This is a genomic window from Ruegeria sp. AA6 (assembly GCF_056542865.1).
On sequence record NZ_JBQGAN010000019.1, the window covers coordinates 1 to 16442 of the forward strand.

The 16442-nt window shown below is 61.0% G+C and carries 9 protein-coding genes; 5 read left to right on the forward strand and 4 right to left on the reverse strand.

Going from position 1 to position 16442, the window contains the following annotated elements:
• Positions 1-154: 154 nt before the first annotated feature.
• From ACR0LN_RS18215 to ACR0LN_RS18225, 3 genes are all read right to left on the reverse strand, one after another.
• Entirely contained in the window at positions 155-991 is an 837-nt protein-coding gene (locus ACR0LN_RS18215; protein ID WP_480431661.1) for a class I SAM-dependent methyltransferase, read from the reverse strand.
• A 79-nt stretch (positions 992-1070) separates the two neighbouring features.
• Positions 1071-3440 carry a M10 family metallopeptidase C-terminal domain-containing protein gene (locus tag ACR0LN_RS18220; protein ID WP_480431663.1) on the reverse strand — a complete coding sequence of 790 codons (2370 nt, stop codon included), beginning with the start codon at positions 3438-3440 and terminating at the stop codon, positions 1071-1073.
• Positions 3441-3634: 194 nt separating this feature from the next.
• Positions 3635-4918 (reverse strand): sulfotransferase family protein, encoded by a 1284-nt coding sequence (locus ACR0LN_RS18225; RefSeq protein ID WP_480431665.1) that lies wholly within the window; start codon positions 4916-4918, stop codon positions 3635-3637.
• Positions 4919-5121: 203 nt separating this feature from the next.
• On the opposite strand from ACR0LN_RS18225, the gene ACR0LN_RS18230 reads away from it, so the two are divergent.
• The 5 genes from ACR0LN_RS18230 to ACR0LN_RS18250 all read left to right on the forward strand — a co-directional run bounded on the left by ACR0LN_RS18230 (position 5122) and on the right by ACR0LN_RS18250 (position 14935).
• Positions 5122-6432, forward strand: coding sequence for a DUF2793 domain-containing protein (locus tag ACR0LN_RS18230; RefSeq protein ID WP_480431666.1), 1311 nt, complete (start codon positions 5122-5124; stop codon positions 6430-6432).
• A gap of 166 nt (positions 6433-6598) precedes the next feature.
• A complete protein-coding gene (gene glf, locus ACR0LN_RS18235) occupies positions 6599-7744 on the forward strand; it encodes a UDP-galactopyranose mutase (protein ID WP_480431668.1) in 1146 nt (381 codons plus the stop codon).
• Between the two features lie 108 nt (positions 7745-7852).
• Complete coding sequence (locus ACR0LN_RS18240; RefSeq protein WP_480431669.1) at positions 7853-8536, forward strand: sulfotransferase; 684 nt, start codon at positions 7853-7855, stop codon at positions 8534-8536.
• 152 nt (positions 8537-8688) lie between these two features.
• On the forward strand, positions 8689-10866 hold the full coding sequence (locus ACR0LN_RS18245) for a glycosyltransferase family 2 protein (RefSeq protein ID WP_480431670.1): 2178 nt from the start codon (positions 8689-8691) through the stop codon (positions 10864-10866).
• 70 nt (positions 10867-10936) lie between these two features.
• Positions 10937-14935, forward strand: a complete 3999-nt coding sequence (locus tag ACR0LN_RS18250; RefSeq protein ID WP_480431671.1) for a glycosyltransferase family 2 protein — start codon at positions 10937-10939, stop codon at positions 14933-14935.
• On the opposite strand, the gene ACR0LN_RS18255 is transcribed toward ACR0LN_RS18250, so the two are convergent.
• A complete protein-coding gene (locus tag ACR0LN_RS18255) occupies positions 14916-16427 on the reverse strand; it encodes a glycosyltransferase (RefSeq protein WP_480431673.1) in 1512 nt (503 codons plus the stop codon). The genes ACR0LN_RS18250 and ACR0LN_RS18255 overlap by 20 nt on opposite strands.
• Between the last annotated feature and the right edge of the window lie 15 nt (positions 16428-16442).

The window sequence follows — 16442 nt, forward strand, 5'->3', positions numbered from 1 at the left end:
GCCGAGGCGATCATCAGCGATGGGCTGGGCAACACGCTGACCCTGCTCGGTGTGGCCGAGGGCACGCTCGACGCGGGCGATTTCATCTTCTTGGCGTGACCAGGGAAACTCTGCCAAAACGCCGTCCGGAACTTGTGAATTCCGGGCGGCGCATCTACCCGGAAAAGGGTTGCGATTTCACATAGAAATTCGTGCGCATCGGAAGCGGCAGCTTGTCCGGATTGACGACCTTCAACGTCGCCACCCCGGCCGCCCCGAGATACGCTTTTACCTTTTCCCTAAAATAGTCGTTGACCACTGGCACATCGTAGAACTGGATCGAAAAATCATTGTCCCGCATGCGTCGTTTCAACTGGCGATAACTGTGCAGCGCGCAATGCTGTGGCGGTTTCAGGAAATCGAACATGCGCCGCACACCGTATGTGGTTGACCAGCGCACCATCTCGAAAGGGATATTCGTCCACTTGTTCGGAGTTTGCAAAAGGTAATACCCGTCGGACTTCAACACCCGGCGTACTTCCCCCAAGTGGGCGTCCGTATCGGGGATATGCTCGATAACGTCGAAACTGAGCACCATGTCGAAACTGTCATCGGGAAATGGCAGTTCGCTGCCGTCCGCCAATCGCACGTCCAGCCCGGCGGGTGCTGCATCCACAACCTCCTGGCTGACATCGATTGCGACGACATCATGCCCGTCTTCTTTCAGCTTGAGCATCAACTGGCAGCGTCCGCAGCCGATTTCGAGAATACGGCGTGGAGAATCCAAGAGCCCGGTTTGTTCCAAAAACTCGATATTCGAGGCCAGATTGCCCCAGTTCACTCGATCACAAATCACGGCCCACTCTCCTCCGCCGCAGCTAATAAGGTCCTCGTGAATGACAATTGACCTGCCGGTAAGATACCCGATTTCCGGCCAACGATCCACTTTTTGCGGGCGGAGCCCCGCGCCCGAACCGCCATCCGGGGTGTCAGCCCCGGGTAATTCAAGCACCGGGACCAGTCAGGAGGAATACAGCGCCCGCATTCGCATAAAACTGCTTCCAATGTCCGCGCGGGCTGGCCGCCGGACCTCAATAAAACAGGAAATCGCCCGCACCCACCTGATCCAAGATTATCCCTTCCAGCAGGATCGTCCCAAAATCGCTGAAAATTTCAGTTCCATCAGTGGCTTGCGCAAAAATCAGGTCCGAAAAACCAATTCCACCGGAGATTTCGATGCGATCCAGCCCTGGCTCGAAATCTAGTACGCGGTCCTGCCCGTAACTTTCCTCGAAGACAAAAACATCCGCGCCGGCCAAGCCGCGCAGCACATCGTTGCCGGCACCGCCATTCAATGTATCGGCGCCGTCACCGCCTCTCAGATCGTCATGGCCATTGCCACCGTGAAGCCCGTCATCGCCGCTCCCGCCCCAAATCTCGTCATCGCCTGCGCCACCATTAATCACATCATGGCCACCAGCCGCATAGATCGTATCATTGCCAGCCCCCGCAATGAGCAGATCGGCCCCTTTGCCGCCAGCCAGGTTGTCGTTGCCGTCACCGCCAAAAACAGTGTCGTCTCCATCGCCGCCCCAGACCATGTCATTTCCGCCATCGCCAGCCAGCAGGTCATTTCCCGCGCCGGCACCAAGCGTATCGTGGCCTGTTCCTCCATAGAGGGTATCGCTGCCCGACCCTCCCCAGAGTTCATCCCAGCCGCCGCCGCCATCAATCAGATCTGCCCCTGCGGCCCCACCGACTGTATCACGCCCCCAATCACCATGAACTGTATCATCGCCACCACCCGCCCAGATTACATCGTGACCGAACCCACCATCCAGGCTGTCCTCGCCTGCGGCCCCTGAAACCGTGTCATCACCCCCTTCGGCAAACAACGTGTCCCGGCCCTCGCCGCCACTCAGTGCCTCGGCATTGCCGGACCCCACGATGGTCTTCGGCACCGGGATAGTCTCAGGCAACAGGCGGTCCGGGCCCGAAAAGCGGCCGGCAAACCAGATATCGCCCACATCCAGCGTATCCTTCGAGGCGCTGTTGACGATCACGCGAAAGGCCTGAAAGGCAAGCTCGATTCCGTCCGACAGCGGCGTAACAGTCAGTTGCGACGCAGACCGCAGCATCGGCAGTAGCGACAGGTCCAGCCGGTCCAGCCCAGGCTGAAAGTCGGTGATCCGTTGCGGGGCATCGGTCGCGGCCAGGACAAAGATATCTGCCCCGTCACCGCCTTGAAGCACGGACACTCCGCCCCCCGAGATCAGGATGTCATCCCCCGCGCCGCCGATCAGGGTCGCCGCCCCGGTCGCAGGTGCCATCAGGATGTCGTCGCCCGCCGTACCCTGCAACCAGGGCGCAGTACCGTTCTGCACCTGGCCCAGTTCCTCGATACTCCAGGAAAACTGCGACAGGCCCGGCAGGCCTTCGGAGGCGACAAAAATCTGGATCTCGTTTCCGATCACCCCTGCCTCGATCGCGGTGATGTCATTCAGCCCAAGCCCCTGCGCGTCAGCCAGGCTCTGCCGCAGCACCAGACGTCCGTTCGGCAGCAGAGAAAAAACCGACAGCCCGTCATCGCCGCCGCCGGCAAAGACAAAGACCTGGCCTTGAGCCTCGACCACAGCCAGCGCCTGCACGTTGCCAAAGCGAGTATCCAGCGTATCGAGCACATGATCGGTTGCGGTTAACTGCCCATCCGGCGCAACGCGCAAAACGCTCAGCGTATTGCTGCCCGCCGATCCGACAATCACCCAGGATGCATCAAAGGCGGTGATACTCTCCATGGCGGTGGGCGCCGCAAGCCCCAGCCCCTCGGCCGGGCCGGTTCTGTCTACGACGTCCATCGTTCCATCCTCAGACGAAGCCCGGTAACTGACCAGACCGGGAACCAGCCCCCCCTCGACCACAACCAGAACCAACCCGGACGGGGTATCGACCGTCGTCAAAAGGCTGCCTTCGGGCAGCACTCCTGCGGCCACGGCCACGGGCTGCACACCCTCGCCCCCCATCTCATAGGCGCTGACGGTTCCTGTATTCGGATCGATGGCATAGAACCGGTCGTCCCCGGGGTCTTCCGCAGTCCAGGCGGTCAGGTCGACGCCCGCCAGCCCGGCAGCGCGGGCCGCATTCAGCCCGGCATCGGGGTCTAGTTCGAAATAAACCAGGCTTCCGCTGCTGCTGGTTCCAATGAACAGCGCGTCTTCGCCATCAACCGACATCATGCCAAGCCGGATTTCGGTCATCCTCGCAGGCAGGCTCGAGAAATATGCGGTGTCCACCAGTTGAACCGCCGACCCGGGTGCAATCTCGTAAACGCTCATACCGCCGGATTGCCCGGTCCCGGTATAGAGAACTGCACCTTCTGCTCCGAAGACCAAATGCATGTCGCGCACGTCGCGATCCAGCACGTCATGACCGGACGCCAGCCGCGCCTCGAATTGCAGGACCATTTCCCCCGCCCCCAAAATATCACCCGGTTTCAGAGTGGCGGACCGATCCGGCCTGCCCCGGGGTCCATTTGTGTCGAAATCGGGAAGATTACGGAGGAAACATCTAAAATTCGCCTGACCTTACCAACGAAATAGACCAGGGCATCATGTGGCAATAAGATCAGGCCGCCGACGGAACAAAACCGCCGTCGTCCTCAGCTTTCGCCGAGAAAGGCCGTCAGCTCCGGCTGGCTTTGCAGGTCAGGCGTCCAGCGCTCATAGTCGATCACCCGGCACCGGTTGGGATGCGTTTCACCACAGCTCTGGTAAAAGGCGTCGATGCTTTCCAGGCGATCCGGATCGTTCCTGCAATCCGCGGCAACGTCGGCATGCCTGCGCGCCACGAACAGAATCTGCGCATTTTCGAAATGCTCCAGAAGGAAAGTCACATAGCGTTGCAGAATGCCGGTATAGTCGGGCACCAGTGTGGTTCTGAACCCGGCGACCCGGGTATCGGCCTCCGGTTTGAGAATTTTCTGCGCGAAGGCTGCGGCCAGCGCCCGTCCATACTCCCGCGGGAACATCTTTTCGGCGCCATATCGGGAATCCGACGCATCGGTCGCCTTGCCCGACTGACGCCGTTCGGTCATCTCCGGATCGTTCGCAATCGCGTTCCTTGCGCGCATCAGATGCAAAACCGTGTCATTGATTTCGCCCCGGATGCAGTAACCGGGCAGAGCGTTAAGCGCTTTCTGGACGCTGCCACCGGCCTCGGGGCAGTAGCTGAATACAAACACATGCCGTTTGGGTGCCGCCACCGCGGCAGACGCCTCGGCGGCCAGCCGGACAGGCCGAAACGCGCCACGACCGGCGCGCAGCCGCGCCATGCCTTCAGCGTTGATCTCATCCAACCGGGCATAAAGCCTGTAATCTTCTTCGTAGAAAGCCCGGACCTCTTCCTCCAACCCGGCTGGCAGACGCTCGGTTTCCTGAATGCGGCTGACATTCGTACGCGGCAGGGCGTGGGGAATTTCAAGGGCGGCGCAAATATCGCTGAACATGCTGCCCAAACGGTCATAGGGAATGATCACATCCGCCATGAGCTGCCCGTCGCGCCCGAGAAACATGTCGCGCTGCAGGTGCTTGCTTCCGTCCCCACGCAGGATGTTCCAGTCCTTTCTGGCCCAGAAATCGGCAAAACTCATGCCCTCGGGCAGCGGGCTTTCGACTTCGTTTCCCAGCCGATAGCGATACCAGGACCGAATCCAGTCAAGCGGATCCCGCATCACGCCGAACTTGAAAAAGCTATCCGGCCCGTAATCGGGCTGCGAAAACAGAAAACTGTACGCCGGGAATATCTCGGGCAGAGCGATATGCTTGCGCGGCGACGACCCGGTCCGGAATATATCGGCATGCGGCATCAGAACCTGCTCCAGCGACGTCGAAGCGGTCTTGGTGCTGGCCACGAATACAAACCGTTTATCAACCCCGATCAACATTCCAAATCCGTTCCGTGCAATTCATTTTGTTGTTTCATACCCCCCTGGACGACAGTTGAACAGCAGCGAACTGCACCCCCATACAGCCAGCTTTCGATGAAAGATGTAAACGGATGGTGACAGGGCCGGACGCCCGCTTAGTCCAGATTTCACTACAATCGCGCAAGGCTCCGCAGACCTATTCGGACCAAGGGGATTCCTTCATGACGCAGAACTCGCCAAATCTGGACCTGCCGTTCCTGCAGCCGTCACAAGCCCAGAAGCACGTCACCCATAACGAGGCGCTGCGCCGTCTTGATATCGTGGTGCAGCTACGCCTGCAGCAGACCGGCGCGACCATCCCGCCCGCCACGGCGGAAGAGGGCGAAATCCACGGTCTCGGCAGCGGCGCAACGGGTGTGTGGGCCGGGCAGGATAACATGCTGGCGGTCTGGCTTGACACAAACTGGCAATTTCTTGAACCGCAGACCGGATGGCGCGCCTGGGACGCGGCGGCACAGCAGTTGCTGGTGTGGGATGACTCTGGCTGGATCGTCCCGCGCCCCGAACTCGACAATCTAGATGGCGTCGGCATCGGGACCAGCGCAGATGACGTCAACCGCCTTGCGGTCCGGTCCGACGCCACCCTGCTCAGCCATGACGGGCAGGATCATCGGGTGAAGATAAACAAGGCCACCGTGGATGACACTGCCAGCCTGCTGTTCCAGTCCGGCTGGACCGGCCATGCGGAACTGGGGCTGGCCGGGCAAAACGCGTTCTCGGTCAAGGTCTCTGATGACGGCACCGCCTGGACCGAGGCGTTGCGGCTGGACGGCGTAACCGGCCATGCCACGGGCCGCGCGGTGCAGTCCTATGTCGGGGACGACACGGCGGGGCGGCTGATGACAGTCGGCGCCTTCGGGCTGGGTGAAAGCGGGGCCGTCCTGCCGATCCCTGATATCGCGGCGACGGACACGCCCGCAGGCTCGTACCGTTACATCTCCACCACGCCCGGAACGGAAGATTTCCCCGAACAGCTGCAAAATAGCTACGGCGTCATCCGGATCGAGCGCAACAGCGGCACGCTGCTCAGACAGACCGCCTGGCGCAACAATTTCGAGCACGGCATCTGGACCCGCGCACATATCAGCGGTGCCTGGGGCAACTGGCGGCAGATCTACGATCAGACAACGATCCTCGGCCCGGTCTCGGAAACCGACGGCACCCCCACCGGAGCCATCATCGAACACGGAGCCTCGACCGACGGAAACTATGTCCGCTTTGCCGACGGCACTCAGATCTGCACCCGGTTTTTCGAAACAGAAGACACAAGCCACATCTGGAGCTTTCCCGCCACATTCGCCTCGACCGGGGGCCTGAGCCTGCAGACTACGGCCCGGCACCCCACCGCGCCGCGCATCGTCACCGAGCATGGCGATCTGAGCGCCGCCGGCGTCACGCTCAATGTCTGGGACAGCGCCGGGGCCGCAGCTCCGGCCGCCGTGCACGCCACGGCGACGGGACGCTGGTTCTGATCTGACGGCCCAGCCCCGTTACCCAGGGCAAGTGAGTAACGGGGCCGATCACACCGGTACCTCCGCCGATAAAGGCCATACACGGCACTACCATGTTGTAATCCCGCAGCCGGTCTGCAAGAACTCGGGTAACTCCTGTTTTTCAGACAGCAAGCGGTCGTATTTTATGAACATTCTTCTCGTCGGAGCCGGCCTTTCGGGCGCAGTGATTGGGCGCCGCCTGGCCGAGCATGGGCACAGCATCACTATCATGGAAGGGCGCTCGCATGTTGGGGGCAACTGCCATACCGAGCGGGATGCGGACACCAATGTCCTGGTCCATGTCTACGGGCCGCATATCTTCCATACCGACGACGAAGAAGTCTGGAACTACGTCAATTCCTTCACACAGTTCCGGCCCTACAAGCACAGGGTCATGACCACCTCGCAGGGTGCGGTCTATTCGTTACCGATCAACCTGCATACGATCAACCAGTTCTACGGGCGCACTCTGCGCCCCGCCGAGGCACGCGCCTTCATCGAGGAACAGGCCGACACTTCGATCAGCGATCCGCAAACCTTCGAGGATCAGGCCCTGCGGTTCGTCGGACCCGATCTCTATGACGCCTTTTTCAGGGGTTATACGGAAAAGCAGTGGGGCTGTTCACCGACGGAACTGCCCGCCTCAATCCTCAAGCGCCTACCGCTGCGGTTCAATTACGACGACAATTACTTTTTCCACCGCTTTCAGGGGATGCCGGAAAATGGCTATACCCCGATGGTCGAAAATATTCTGGATCACGCCAACATCACCGTGCATCTGGACACGCTGTTCGAGCCCGGCAATGAGACCGACTATGATCACGTGTTCTGGTCCGGGCCGCTGGACGGCTATTTCGACTGCCGGCTGGGGCGGCTGGGCTACAGGACGCTGGATTTCGAACGATTCAGCGATCAGGGCGATTATCAGGGCTGTGCGGTGATGAATTACGGAGACCGCGACACCCCCTGGACCCGGATCACCGAACACAAGCATTTCAGCCCCTGGGAAAGCCACGAAGGCACCGTGTGCTACCGGGAATTTTCGCGCGAGTGCGGCCCCGACGACATCCCCTATTACCCGATCCGCCTGGTCGAGGAAAAGGCGCTGCTGGCCGAGTACGTGGCATTGGCCGAACGCACCCCCGGCGCCACCTTCGTGGGCCGGTTGGGCACCTATCGCTACCTGGACATGGACGTAACGATCCGCGAGGCGCTGGACACCGCCCGGATGTTCCTGACCCATACCGCCGAGGGCACCGCGATGCCGGCCTTTGCTAAATCGCCGCTCTGAGATCGGTTCAGCCCCGGACAGCTGCGGATACTTCAGGCGCTGGAAAATTCCACATAAGCGCTGTAACTCACATTCAGAGCTTCTCTGTCTTCTTCCGATCGAGGTCGCATGGCACTCAAAGATTACAGCTATATCTTCATCGTGACCTACGGCCGATCTGGATCGACCTTGCTGCAAAGCCTGCTGAACTCGTTGGAGGGCGCGCAGATCTGCGGCGAAAACTACAACGCGCTGTTCCATCTTTTTCAGGCCATCCGCACCGTCGACAAAACCAAGAGACTGGCGCGCAACCGACTGGTATCGAACCCGGACGAACCCTGGTATGGGGCCGGAGATCTGCGCCCGACTGTTTTCCGCAACGCCCTTCTCAATGCATTCGTGACAAATGTGCTGCGCCCGCAGGAGGGGAAAACACTGCTGGGCTTCAAGGAAATCAGGTATGTACCGGCAATCATGGGCGACGCACAGTTCACCGCCTATATGGACTTCCTGCTGGAAAGCTTCCCTGATGCCAAAATTGTCTTCAACACGCGCAACGTCGACGATGTCGCTAGATCGGGATGGTTCGCCCAACAGAATCCGCAAAAGGTCAAAGCCAAGCTCAAGGCCTGCGACGACCGGTTTGCCCGCTACAACGCGTCATCCGACCGGACCATCCTGATGCATTACGACGATTACGTCGCCGACCATTCCCGGATCCAAGAGCTTTTTGCCTTTCTCGGGCATGATTTTGATGCTGACGCTGTCTCTGCCATATTCGCGAAACCATTGGATCACGTGAGGGCACGATAAAGCCCGGAAAAACCCGGTTCAGGCGATAATGCTCACCCGGAGAGCTCTCACGTGCTGCCTGCCCTGACCAGGCGTTTTCACGAAGCGACGCGGTCGGGCACGGACGAGGTGACAATCTGGGGCACCGGCGCGAGCTCCTGCATATCGACGACATGGCCGAGGCCTCTCAGTTCGTGCTCGCCCCGCCAGAAACGGCCTATGAGGCCAATATAGAGCCTATGTCGAGCCATATTATCGCCGGCTGGGGCACCGATATCAGCATTCTGGAACTGGCACAGCTGACCACCCGGAGCAGTCGCCCCGAGTGCAGCATCTTGGTGCCGGGTCGCGCTGACGGGTCGAGCAAAGCTTGGCTTTTGGGCCCCGTTGGCACTATCACATTCAGACGACGCCAGCCAGAAGACGGAACCGCCAACCATATGACAGCACAGAAGACCCCGACCTCCGCGCGCCAGACCCCGGAGATTTCTGTCATAGTACCCGTCCACAATGTGCAGGACCATATCGGCGATTGTCTGGCCAGTCTGCGCGACCAGAGCTTTACCGAATTCGAGGCGATCGTCGTCGATGACGGCTCGACCGATGACAGCCTGGCCCGGCTGCGCGCCGCAATCGGCGAGGATTCGCGGTTCCGGGTCATTTCGCAGGAAAATCGCGGCCTGTCGGGAGCGCGCAACACGGGGCTGGACGCCGCACACGGCAGCCTCATCGCCTTTCTCGATGGCGACGACCGATATGATCCGGATTTCCTTGACCACATGCACGCCGCCCTGACGAACAGCGACGCCGACTGGGTCGCCTGCGGGCTACGCAACATCCATGCCGATGGTCGCAGCAACACCCATTCGGCCCTTCATGACAGCCCGGATCTGGAGGAGGGCACAGCGCCCCGGCTGTTTCCGATGACCAGCTGGGAGGACGCAATCGCGCATTTCCCATCTGCCTGGAACAAGCTTTACCGCCGCTCTCTGATTGAGGGGCTTCGCTTTGACGAAGGCACCTGGTTCGAAGATCACGCTTTTTTTCTGCGCACCGCAGTCCGCAGCAGCGCCCTTCTGCACCTGCCGGAACCGCTCTATCTGCAAACCCGAGGCCGCAAAGGACAGATCACTGCCTCCGATTCCGATCGAGCATTCGAACAGTTTACGGTTCTCGACACTCTGGTGAGGCTGTTGGCAGGGCCGGAGAAGCCCGGCGGGCAGACCGCCCTGCCCCGCCTGGCACACAGACTGATTCATGAACGCAGCACCGCCCTGCGCACGCCGGACCGCCGGGCACGGTTCGTTGCCACCGCGCGGGACTGGCTGGCGCGGACCGACCTGCCCGGCCTGCCCGGCCCGGACCTCCCTCCCAGCTGGGCCCTGGAGTTGGGCGGCACCTGCCCCCTCAGCGTGGTCATACCCTGGGATGGGCAGGACGACCCCCTTCACGTCACGCTGGAGGCGCTGCGGCGACAGACCCAACGCGGGTTTGAAATTCTGATCGTGGCGGATGACGCCAAAACTGCCGAACGCGGGGCTGCGGCGGCGAAACAGATCGGGCTGTCCAACACGCGCGGGCTGACACCTCCTCATGCTGGCGCGGGTCCGGCCCGCAATGCGGGGCTGCAGGCCGCGCAGGGCGAAATGGTGGTCTTTGCCGACGCCGGAGACCGGCTGCAACCGGCAGCGCTGGCCCATTGGACAGACACGATGCTGCGCGAAGACGCGGATTTCGGCATGTCGCAATTCCGCGTCGGGCTGAATGAAACGGACAAGGTGCATCAAGGCTTTCACGACATGACGCTATTGGGGGCAGAGTCGCCTGAATCCGGCCCCCTGCCTCTGGATGCGGACCAGGCCCTGCTGCTGCACTGTCATCCCACGGCCAAGATCTTTCGCCGCAGTTTTCTGGCCGACAATGATCTGCGGTTCGGCACGGGGCCACGGTCGGACTGGCAAATCTGCATCGGCGCTGCGATGGCCGCGCGCCGGGTGCTGTATTTCGCATGGCCCGGGGCTGAAATTTCGGAATCTACAGAAACCCGGCGGCTCTGGACTGCGCCGGTCACGCCCGAGGCGTTGGCCGGAATGCTTGAGGACGCCGCGGCTTCGTGGTCATCCGAAATCCGCGCCGCGATGCCCGATGACTGGGAAAGAAGGCTCTATGCAAGGGCTTTATGGGAGGTGTGGTGCTTTGCCGGACTGTCGCCCGCCGCGCGCAGCCGCTTCCGCCTTCAGGCTATGCGGTCGGTGCGCAAACGTGGCTGGCACAAAATGTCAGGCCCGCTTGATCCCTATCTCAGCCCACCTATACCCTGGTTGGTGAGCCAGCGCCGCATAACACACTGATTCAGTGTTGCATCCCCCCCTTGAGCCGGGCAAACACTTTCTAACGCCCTTGCCTCAGGTCTCGCCCGGAATGCTGGTCTTTTCCACAACGCTTTTTTCAAACCTTTCCTTTCGTGCAGACTTTGTCCGGCACTCGTTTGCCAATATCTCGTTCTTCGACGCCGAACGCAGCCATATCCTGTTTCACCTGTCGCTGCGCGCCGACGAGGCACTGGCAGTCTGCAACCGCCGCGGTGAGACATCCGCAGACTGGGGGCGTGAACAGAAAAAACCGGTCACGCTGAATGCGGAAGGCAACCGCATCGATATTCATTTCGCCCCCCCGCGCGTAACTGTGCGGGTGAACGGGGAAAAGGTTTTCAGCTTCGGAAACATGATTGGACGGCAGCGCTTTCCCAATCTGGGTCAAATCGCGTTCGTGGACTATCAGGGCGGCATCCAGGCCAGCACGATCAATATGGAATACAGGGACCTTGGCGGTGCTGGCCTGACCCTGTCTCCCCGGCTGGACCTTCGCGGGAGGCTGGACCGTCGGTATCAACCCGGTGAGTTACATCTGGACATTGGCGGTGTCAGCCCAGCCCCGGCACTTATCATCTCCACAGATGCAACGGGCACAGTTTTGCGGTCGATCCTGCCGGGCCGGATCTGGCAGGGATGTGCAGATAATGCCGCCCTGTCGTTGCGCGTGATGAAAGACGACACAGTACTGGTTGAGCAGAGTCTGCATCGCTCTGACCTTCTTGAACAGGTGCGAGTGGCGCTGACGACCGGCGACCTTGCGGGGGATCCGGTGCTGGCTACGCAGATCATCGAACACGCCCGGTTTTCCGGTATCGCCGCCGAACTCGACCCACCGCTGCGCAGCCAGTTGATGCATCTGGCCAATCAACTGGAGCTCGCGCGGTACCTTCCCCCGGACACCCCGCCTGCTCCGGACGCGCAACCGCCGGACCAAACCATCCTGCAAGAGGCTCTGGCCACCATTGCTCAGGCTCTGAACAAAGGCAAAACGCCCGATGCGCTGCCCGGTCTGCTGGATGAACTGTTGCCGCCCTCGGGGGATATGCGCTCTTCGTTTTATATCGCGCTGACCGAGCCGTTCTGCCAGCGTGATGCCTTTGATCTGCTTCATGCACATGCGCGGGCGCATATCGACACGGCCGCACTGCCGGTCGGTGACAATGCCTGGTTCAATTCCGGGCTGCTACCCTATCTGTTGCGGGATGGGCGGATCACGCGGCTCTGCAAGATTCTGGCACAGCTGGCGGAAAGACCAGGCGGCTGGATCATGACGCCACCGCTGGCCTGGACCGTTCGCGCCGCTTTGGCTGACCCGGCAGTGCCCAATACGGCGCGCGAAGAGATCATCGCCGCCTTTCTCAGGTTTCTTGAGCGGCGCGCCGGAGATTACTGGCAAAGAACGCATTGTACCCAGTTGACCGAAGCCGCTGTCGCGCTGCTTGCGGACGGTCCACGCCTGCCTCCCCGCCTTGACCGCTGGATCGAAACAACGTTGCTGCAGGCCCTTGGTATGTCCCGCCTGTTCTGGACACGGGTTGCGGAACGCAACGTCGCGCTTTCGCCACGAATGGCCGCGGCAAGGAACGCATTCGCAGTGATAAACGATCCCGATGCCCCACCAACTGCGCGCGCTGGCGGGCTGACATTGTTCGAACGGGTTGGGTGCCCCGACTGCCAGCGCATCCGGCGTGATCTGTTCGGCCCGGCCGGACTGCCTGGCCCCGAGACACCGGCCTTGCCGGCACTGCTGCAGAGCGGGCTTGATTCAGCAGAGGCGGCGCTGCGCCACCTGGCCGCGCCCGACAGCGGCCCGGCAGACCCGACGTTGGAGGAGATTGTCCGAACCAGACAGGTATGTCTGTCCGATCTGGTCGATCGAGCTCCCCGCTACACCTTGCAATGCGCCGTCAGCCGCAGCGCGATGGACCTGCTGGCTGCGGCCGCAGATGGAAACGATCCTCTGGAAGGTTGTGCCGCATTGCTGCCGGATCTCAACCGCCTTGCAGATGCATCGGACGCTTGGGTCGGAATCGGAGCGGCACTGGGACTGTTGAACGGATTGCTTGACGCAGGTGCAACAACGGCTGCGGATTGCCTGACCGACTGGATAAAACAGGCTCTAAACAGGGCTAAAACGGCGGAAGTGAACCCTGCCGACCCGGACCGAACCCCGGCTCTGGCAATGCCGCTGCAGGCCCTGCTGCAACGCGCGGCATCAGGTCAGGCCAACGCCGTGGCCGCCCTGACGACGCTGGGGATCGGGATACCCGCCGCAATGGCGCCTCTGCCCCCCCTGCCCGGGCCGGTTAATCCGCTGTTTGACACCGTGGTTATGGTGTTCTCCTGCCGCGCCCACCTCGACAGCCGTATCCCGGAACTGCGGGCGGGCTGGCTGTCGCGACTGGCCGCGCTTGGGGTGCCTTACGTCATCGTCACCGGTGATGGTGATGGCACATTGAACGGCGACATCCTGCATCTGGATGCGCCGGACGATTACGAGGGACTGCCACAAAAATCTCTGGAGGCGATCCGCTGGGTGCACGACCAGACCGGTTTTGCGCATATGCTGAAGATCGATGATGATTGCTTTCTTAACCCCAGAGAGTTTTTTCATTCACTCAGCTTCCGCAAATTCGACTATTACGGCCGGACCCTGACCCGGGTGCCGGGCCAGATGGACCGGGCCTGGCACTGCGCCAAATCCACCTCAGACCGTGGCCGTCTAGAGTTCGACAAATCGCCCGAGCCCTCCACTTATTGCGATGGCGGATCAGGCTATGCACTCAGCCGGCGTGCCATGGCGACCCTGCTCGAGACGGCCTCGGAAGCAACCGGTCAGGCCCTGATTCAGGTATCCTTCATGGAAGACAAGCTGGTGGGCGATCTGCTGGCTTTGGGCGGGATCTCTCCTGCAAACGAAGATTACCATATCTCGATCCGCCGCAGGGCGCGGCCCGGTGGCATCGCAGTGTCGCGCTGGCTCAACGGGTTCGACGCCAGCCTGACCGCTCCGGTCAAGCTGGTGCATCTGGACGATTCCGCCACACAGGCCCGCGCCAACCGCCACCTGGACGAACCGGGGCTGTTTCCCAAAAAGATCTGGCCCAGCTATCAGAGCGCCAGACTGGGTGAACAGACCAATGCGCTGGAGATGGTGACCGGAACCAACCGACTGACTGCCGCTCGCGACGCGCCGGTGGCAGTGGTCGCAGCCATGCGCAACGAGATGTTCATGCTGCCGCATTTCCTGGCCCATTACCGCAAGTTGGGGGTCGAAAGCTTTCTGATCGCCGACAATTGTTCGGATGACGGCACGCTGGAATATCTTGCCGATCAGCCGGATGTGGCGCTGTTTTCCGTCGACACGGACTATAGCCAGTCGCAATACGGGGTCGCGTGGCAGCAAGCCCTGATGGCGCATTTTCGCACCGGGCGCTGGTCGCTGGTCGCTGATGCGGACGAATTGCTGACCTGGCAGGTGCGACAACAACAAACCCTGCCCGACTTGCTGCGCCAGCCCGATTTCGACACCGCCGAGGGTGTGCGCATCTTTATGCTCGACATGTATCCGCAAGGCCCGCTCGAGCAGGCCACCTTTGCCAGCGGCAACCCCTTTGCCGAGGCCGGGTTCACCGACCGCGACCCGTTCCTGCGCGATTCATTCGGGCGCGGCCCCTACTCCAACGCGCCAACCTGGACCTCGGCGCTGCGCCACCGCCTGATCCCCGGATCGCGCCGGGAACTGTTTGTCGCCCAGAAGATCGCGCTGCTGAAATATTCCCCCTTCATGCGGCTGTCGGCAGGGTTGCACTATGTGGCTGGGGCAAAGCTTGCCGCGCACGAACTGCTGTTCGGGCATTTCAAATACAATGCCGATTTCCGCCGCAAAGCGCAGGACGAAGTGGCCCGCCGTCAGCATTTCAACGACGCCGAAGAATACCGCAAATACCTGGCGCTTATTTCAGAAGGCCGCGACCGTATTTACAATCCGGACATCTCGGCCCCGTGGACCGAGACCGAATTTGTCAAAGCCCGGTTGAAGTAACTGCCGTCTTCGCCTTACTGACCGGTTTTTCCCCTTTATAGAGCCTGTTCAGCTCTTCCAGGTGCCGCTCCATGGATTGCGGTGCCTGGGCATTTTGCCAATAACGCACCATATCCACCCTGCCCTCAAGCAAGGCCTGGATGCGCGCAGCAAAGCTTTCAGTGTCGCCAGCGGCGAACACCATATCCGGGTCGCCTGCCAGTTCCTGCGCCCCGCCCATATCGCTGGTCAGCAACGGGATGTGGCGGGCATGCATCTCGATTGCGACCTGAGGGAGGTTATCCTCCCACAACACCGGGACGACCCCCACATCTACGTCGTGCAGCAGATCGTCCAGCCCGTCATGGCTGTAGCCGTCCAGATGCGCCACGCCCCCAAGCCGCACCCGAAGCAGTTCCAACCGGCGCATCGCCTCGGCCTCACCTGTTCTGGCTGCCACCACCAGACGCACTTTTGCGGCCAGTTCGGGCGGCAGCGCCTCAAGGGCTTCCAGAAGGAAAAAGAAGCCCTTGTCCCGACGCATGTACCCCAAATATCCCAGTGTTAGAGCCGTTTTTGTCCGGGGCACGGATTCTGCGGGCCGGGTGTCAGGGAAAAGCGCCGCCTGCTGGGTGCCGATATAGCTGGTGCGCAGAATGCCAGGATCCATGCCATAGGCCTGAGCGATTTCACGCACACGTTCAGATACGCACAGCACCAGATCGCAACCCCCATTGATCTGCCGGATGAATGACTGCCGTCGCTCTGCAAAACCGGCTGCAGTATTGCCACTGGCAATCGCCTTCTCGGGGCGCACCCCTCTTCGCAGACGGCCAAACGCGCGCCCGGCCCGATGGGCAATCCGCAGCATATTGCCGAACAAAAGGTCAAAGCTGCGCGTGCCCGGACGAATGCCCGCACATTTCAGCCGATACGCAACCGCATTGGCTATGCGCACGAGGCGCTCATCATGTTTGTGTACCAGGCAATTTTCACATTTGGCACCGGCCTCGAAATCCGTGCAGGCGCGCTTTTCCTGATGCCACAGATTCACCTGCGGACAGACCGGATAGTAATTGTGCAGCGACAGGATCACCTTTGTTGCCGGACAGCGCGCCTTGATCTCCAGCACATCCGCGGGCAGCCCTTCAAGATTGTGGAAATGGATCACGTCATACGGGCCGGTCTGTTCGACAAAGTCAAAAAACGCGTCACGCGTTTCGGCATGTGTCATCTGCGCCGGATTGCCGAAGGAATGATGCGATGGCGAGAGCACCCCGGAATTGACGATCTCATACCGGTTCTCGCGATTTTCTTCCGCCCCGTGACGCATCCGTTCCCAGCGGGGGCTGCGGGATATCAGATCATAAGAAATACCCGAGGACAGAAAGACCGGTTTAACCTGCCGCTGCGCCCCAAGCTCGGTCATCAGATTACAGAGATAGACCGACACACCGCCGCCGCGTTTTTCGTCGTCCAGGTAATCTACCCAGTTGTAAAAAAGAATGCGCATAGCAATCCCAAAAAT

Coding starts and splice junctions, on each gene's coding strand:
- ACR0LN_RS18220 (WP_480431663.1), bottom strand. CDS start 3,440: ATGGTCCTGCAATTCGAGGCGCGGCTGGCGTCCGGTCATGACGTGCTG.
- ACR0LN_RS18225 (WP_480431665.1), bottom strand. CDS start 4,918: ATGTTGATCGGGGTTGATAAACGGTTTGTATTCGTGGCCAGCACCAAG.
- ACR0LN_RS18230 (WP_480431666.1), top strand. CDS start 5,122: ATGACGCAGAACTCGCCAAATCTGGACCTGCCGTTCCTGCAGCCGTCA.
- glf (WP_480431668.1), top strand. CDS start 6,599: ATGAACATTCTTCTCGTCGGAGCCGGCCTTTCGGGCGCAGTGATTGGG.
- ACR0LN_RS18240 (WP_480431669.1), top strand. CDS start 7,853: ATGGCACTCAAAGATTACAGCTATATCTTCATCGTGACCTACGGCCGA.
- ACR0LN_RS18245 (WP_480431670.1), top strand. CDS start 8,689: ATGGCCGAGGCCTCTCAGTTCGTGCTCGCCCCGCCAGAAACGGCCTAT.
- ACR0LN_RS18250 (WP_480431671.1), top strand. CDS start 10,937: ATGCTGGTCTTTTCCACAACGCTTTTTTCAAACCTTTCCTTTCGTGCA.
- ACR0LN_RS18255 (WP_480431673.1), bottom strand. CDS start 16,427: ATGCGCATTCTTTTTTACAACTGGGTAGATTACCTGGACGACGAAAAA.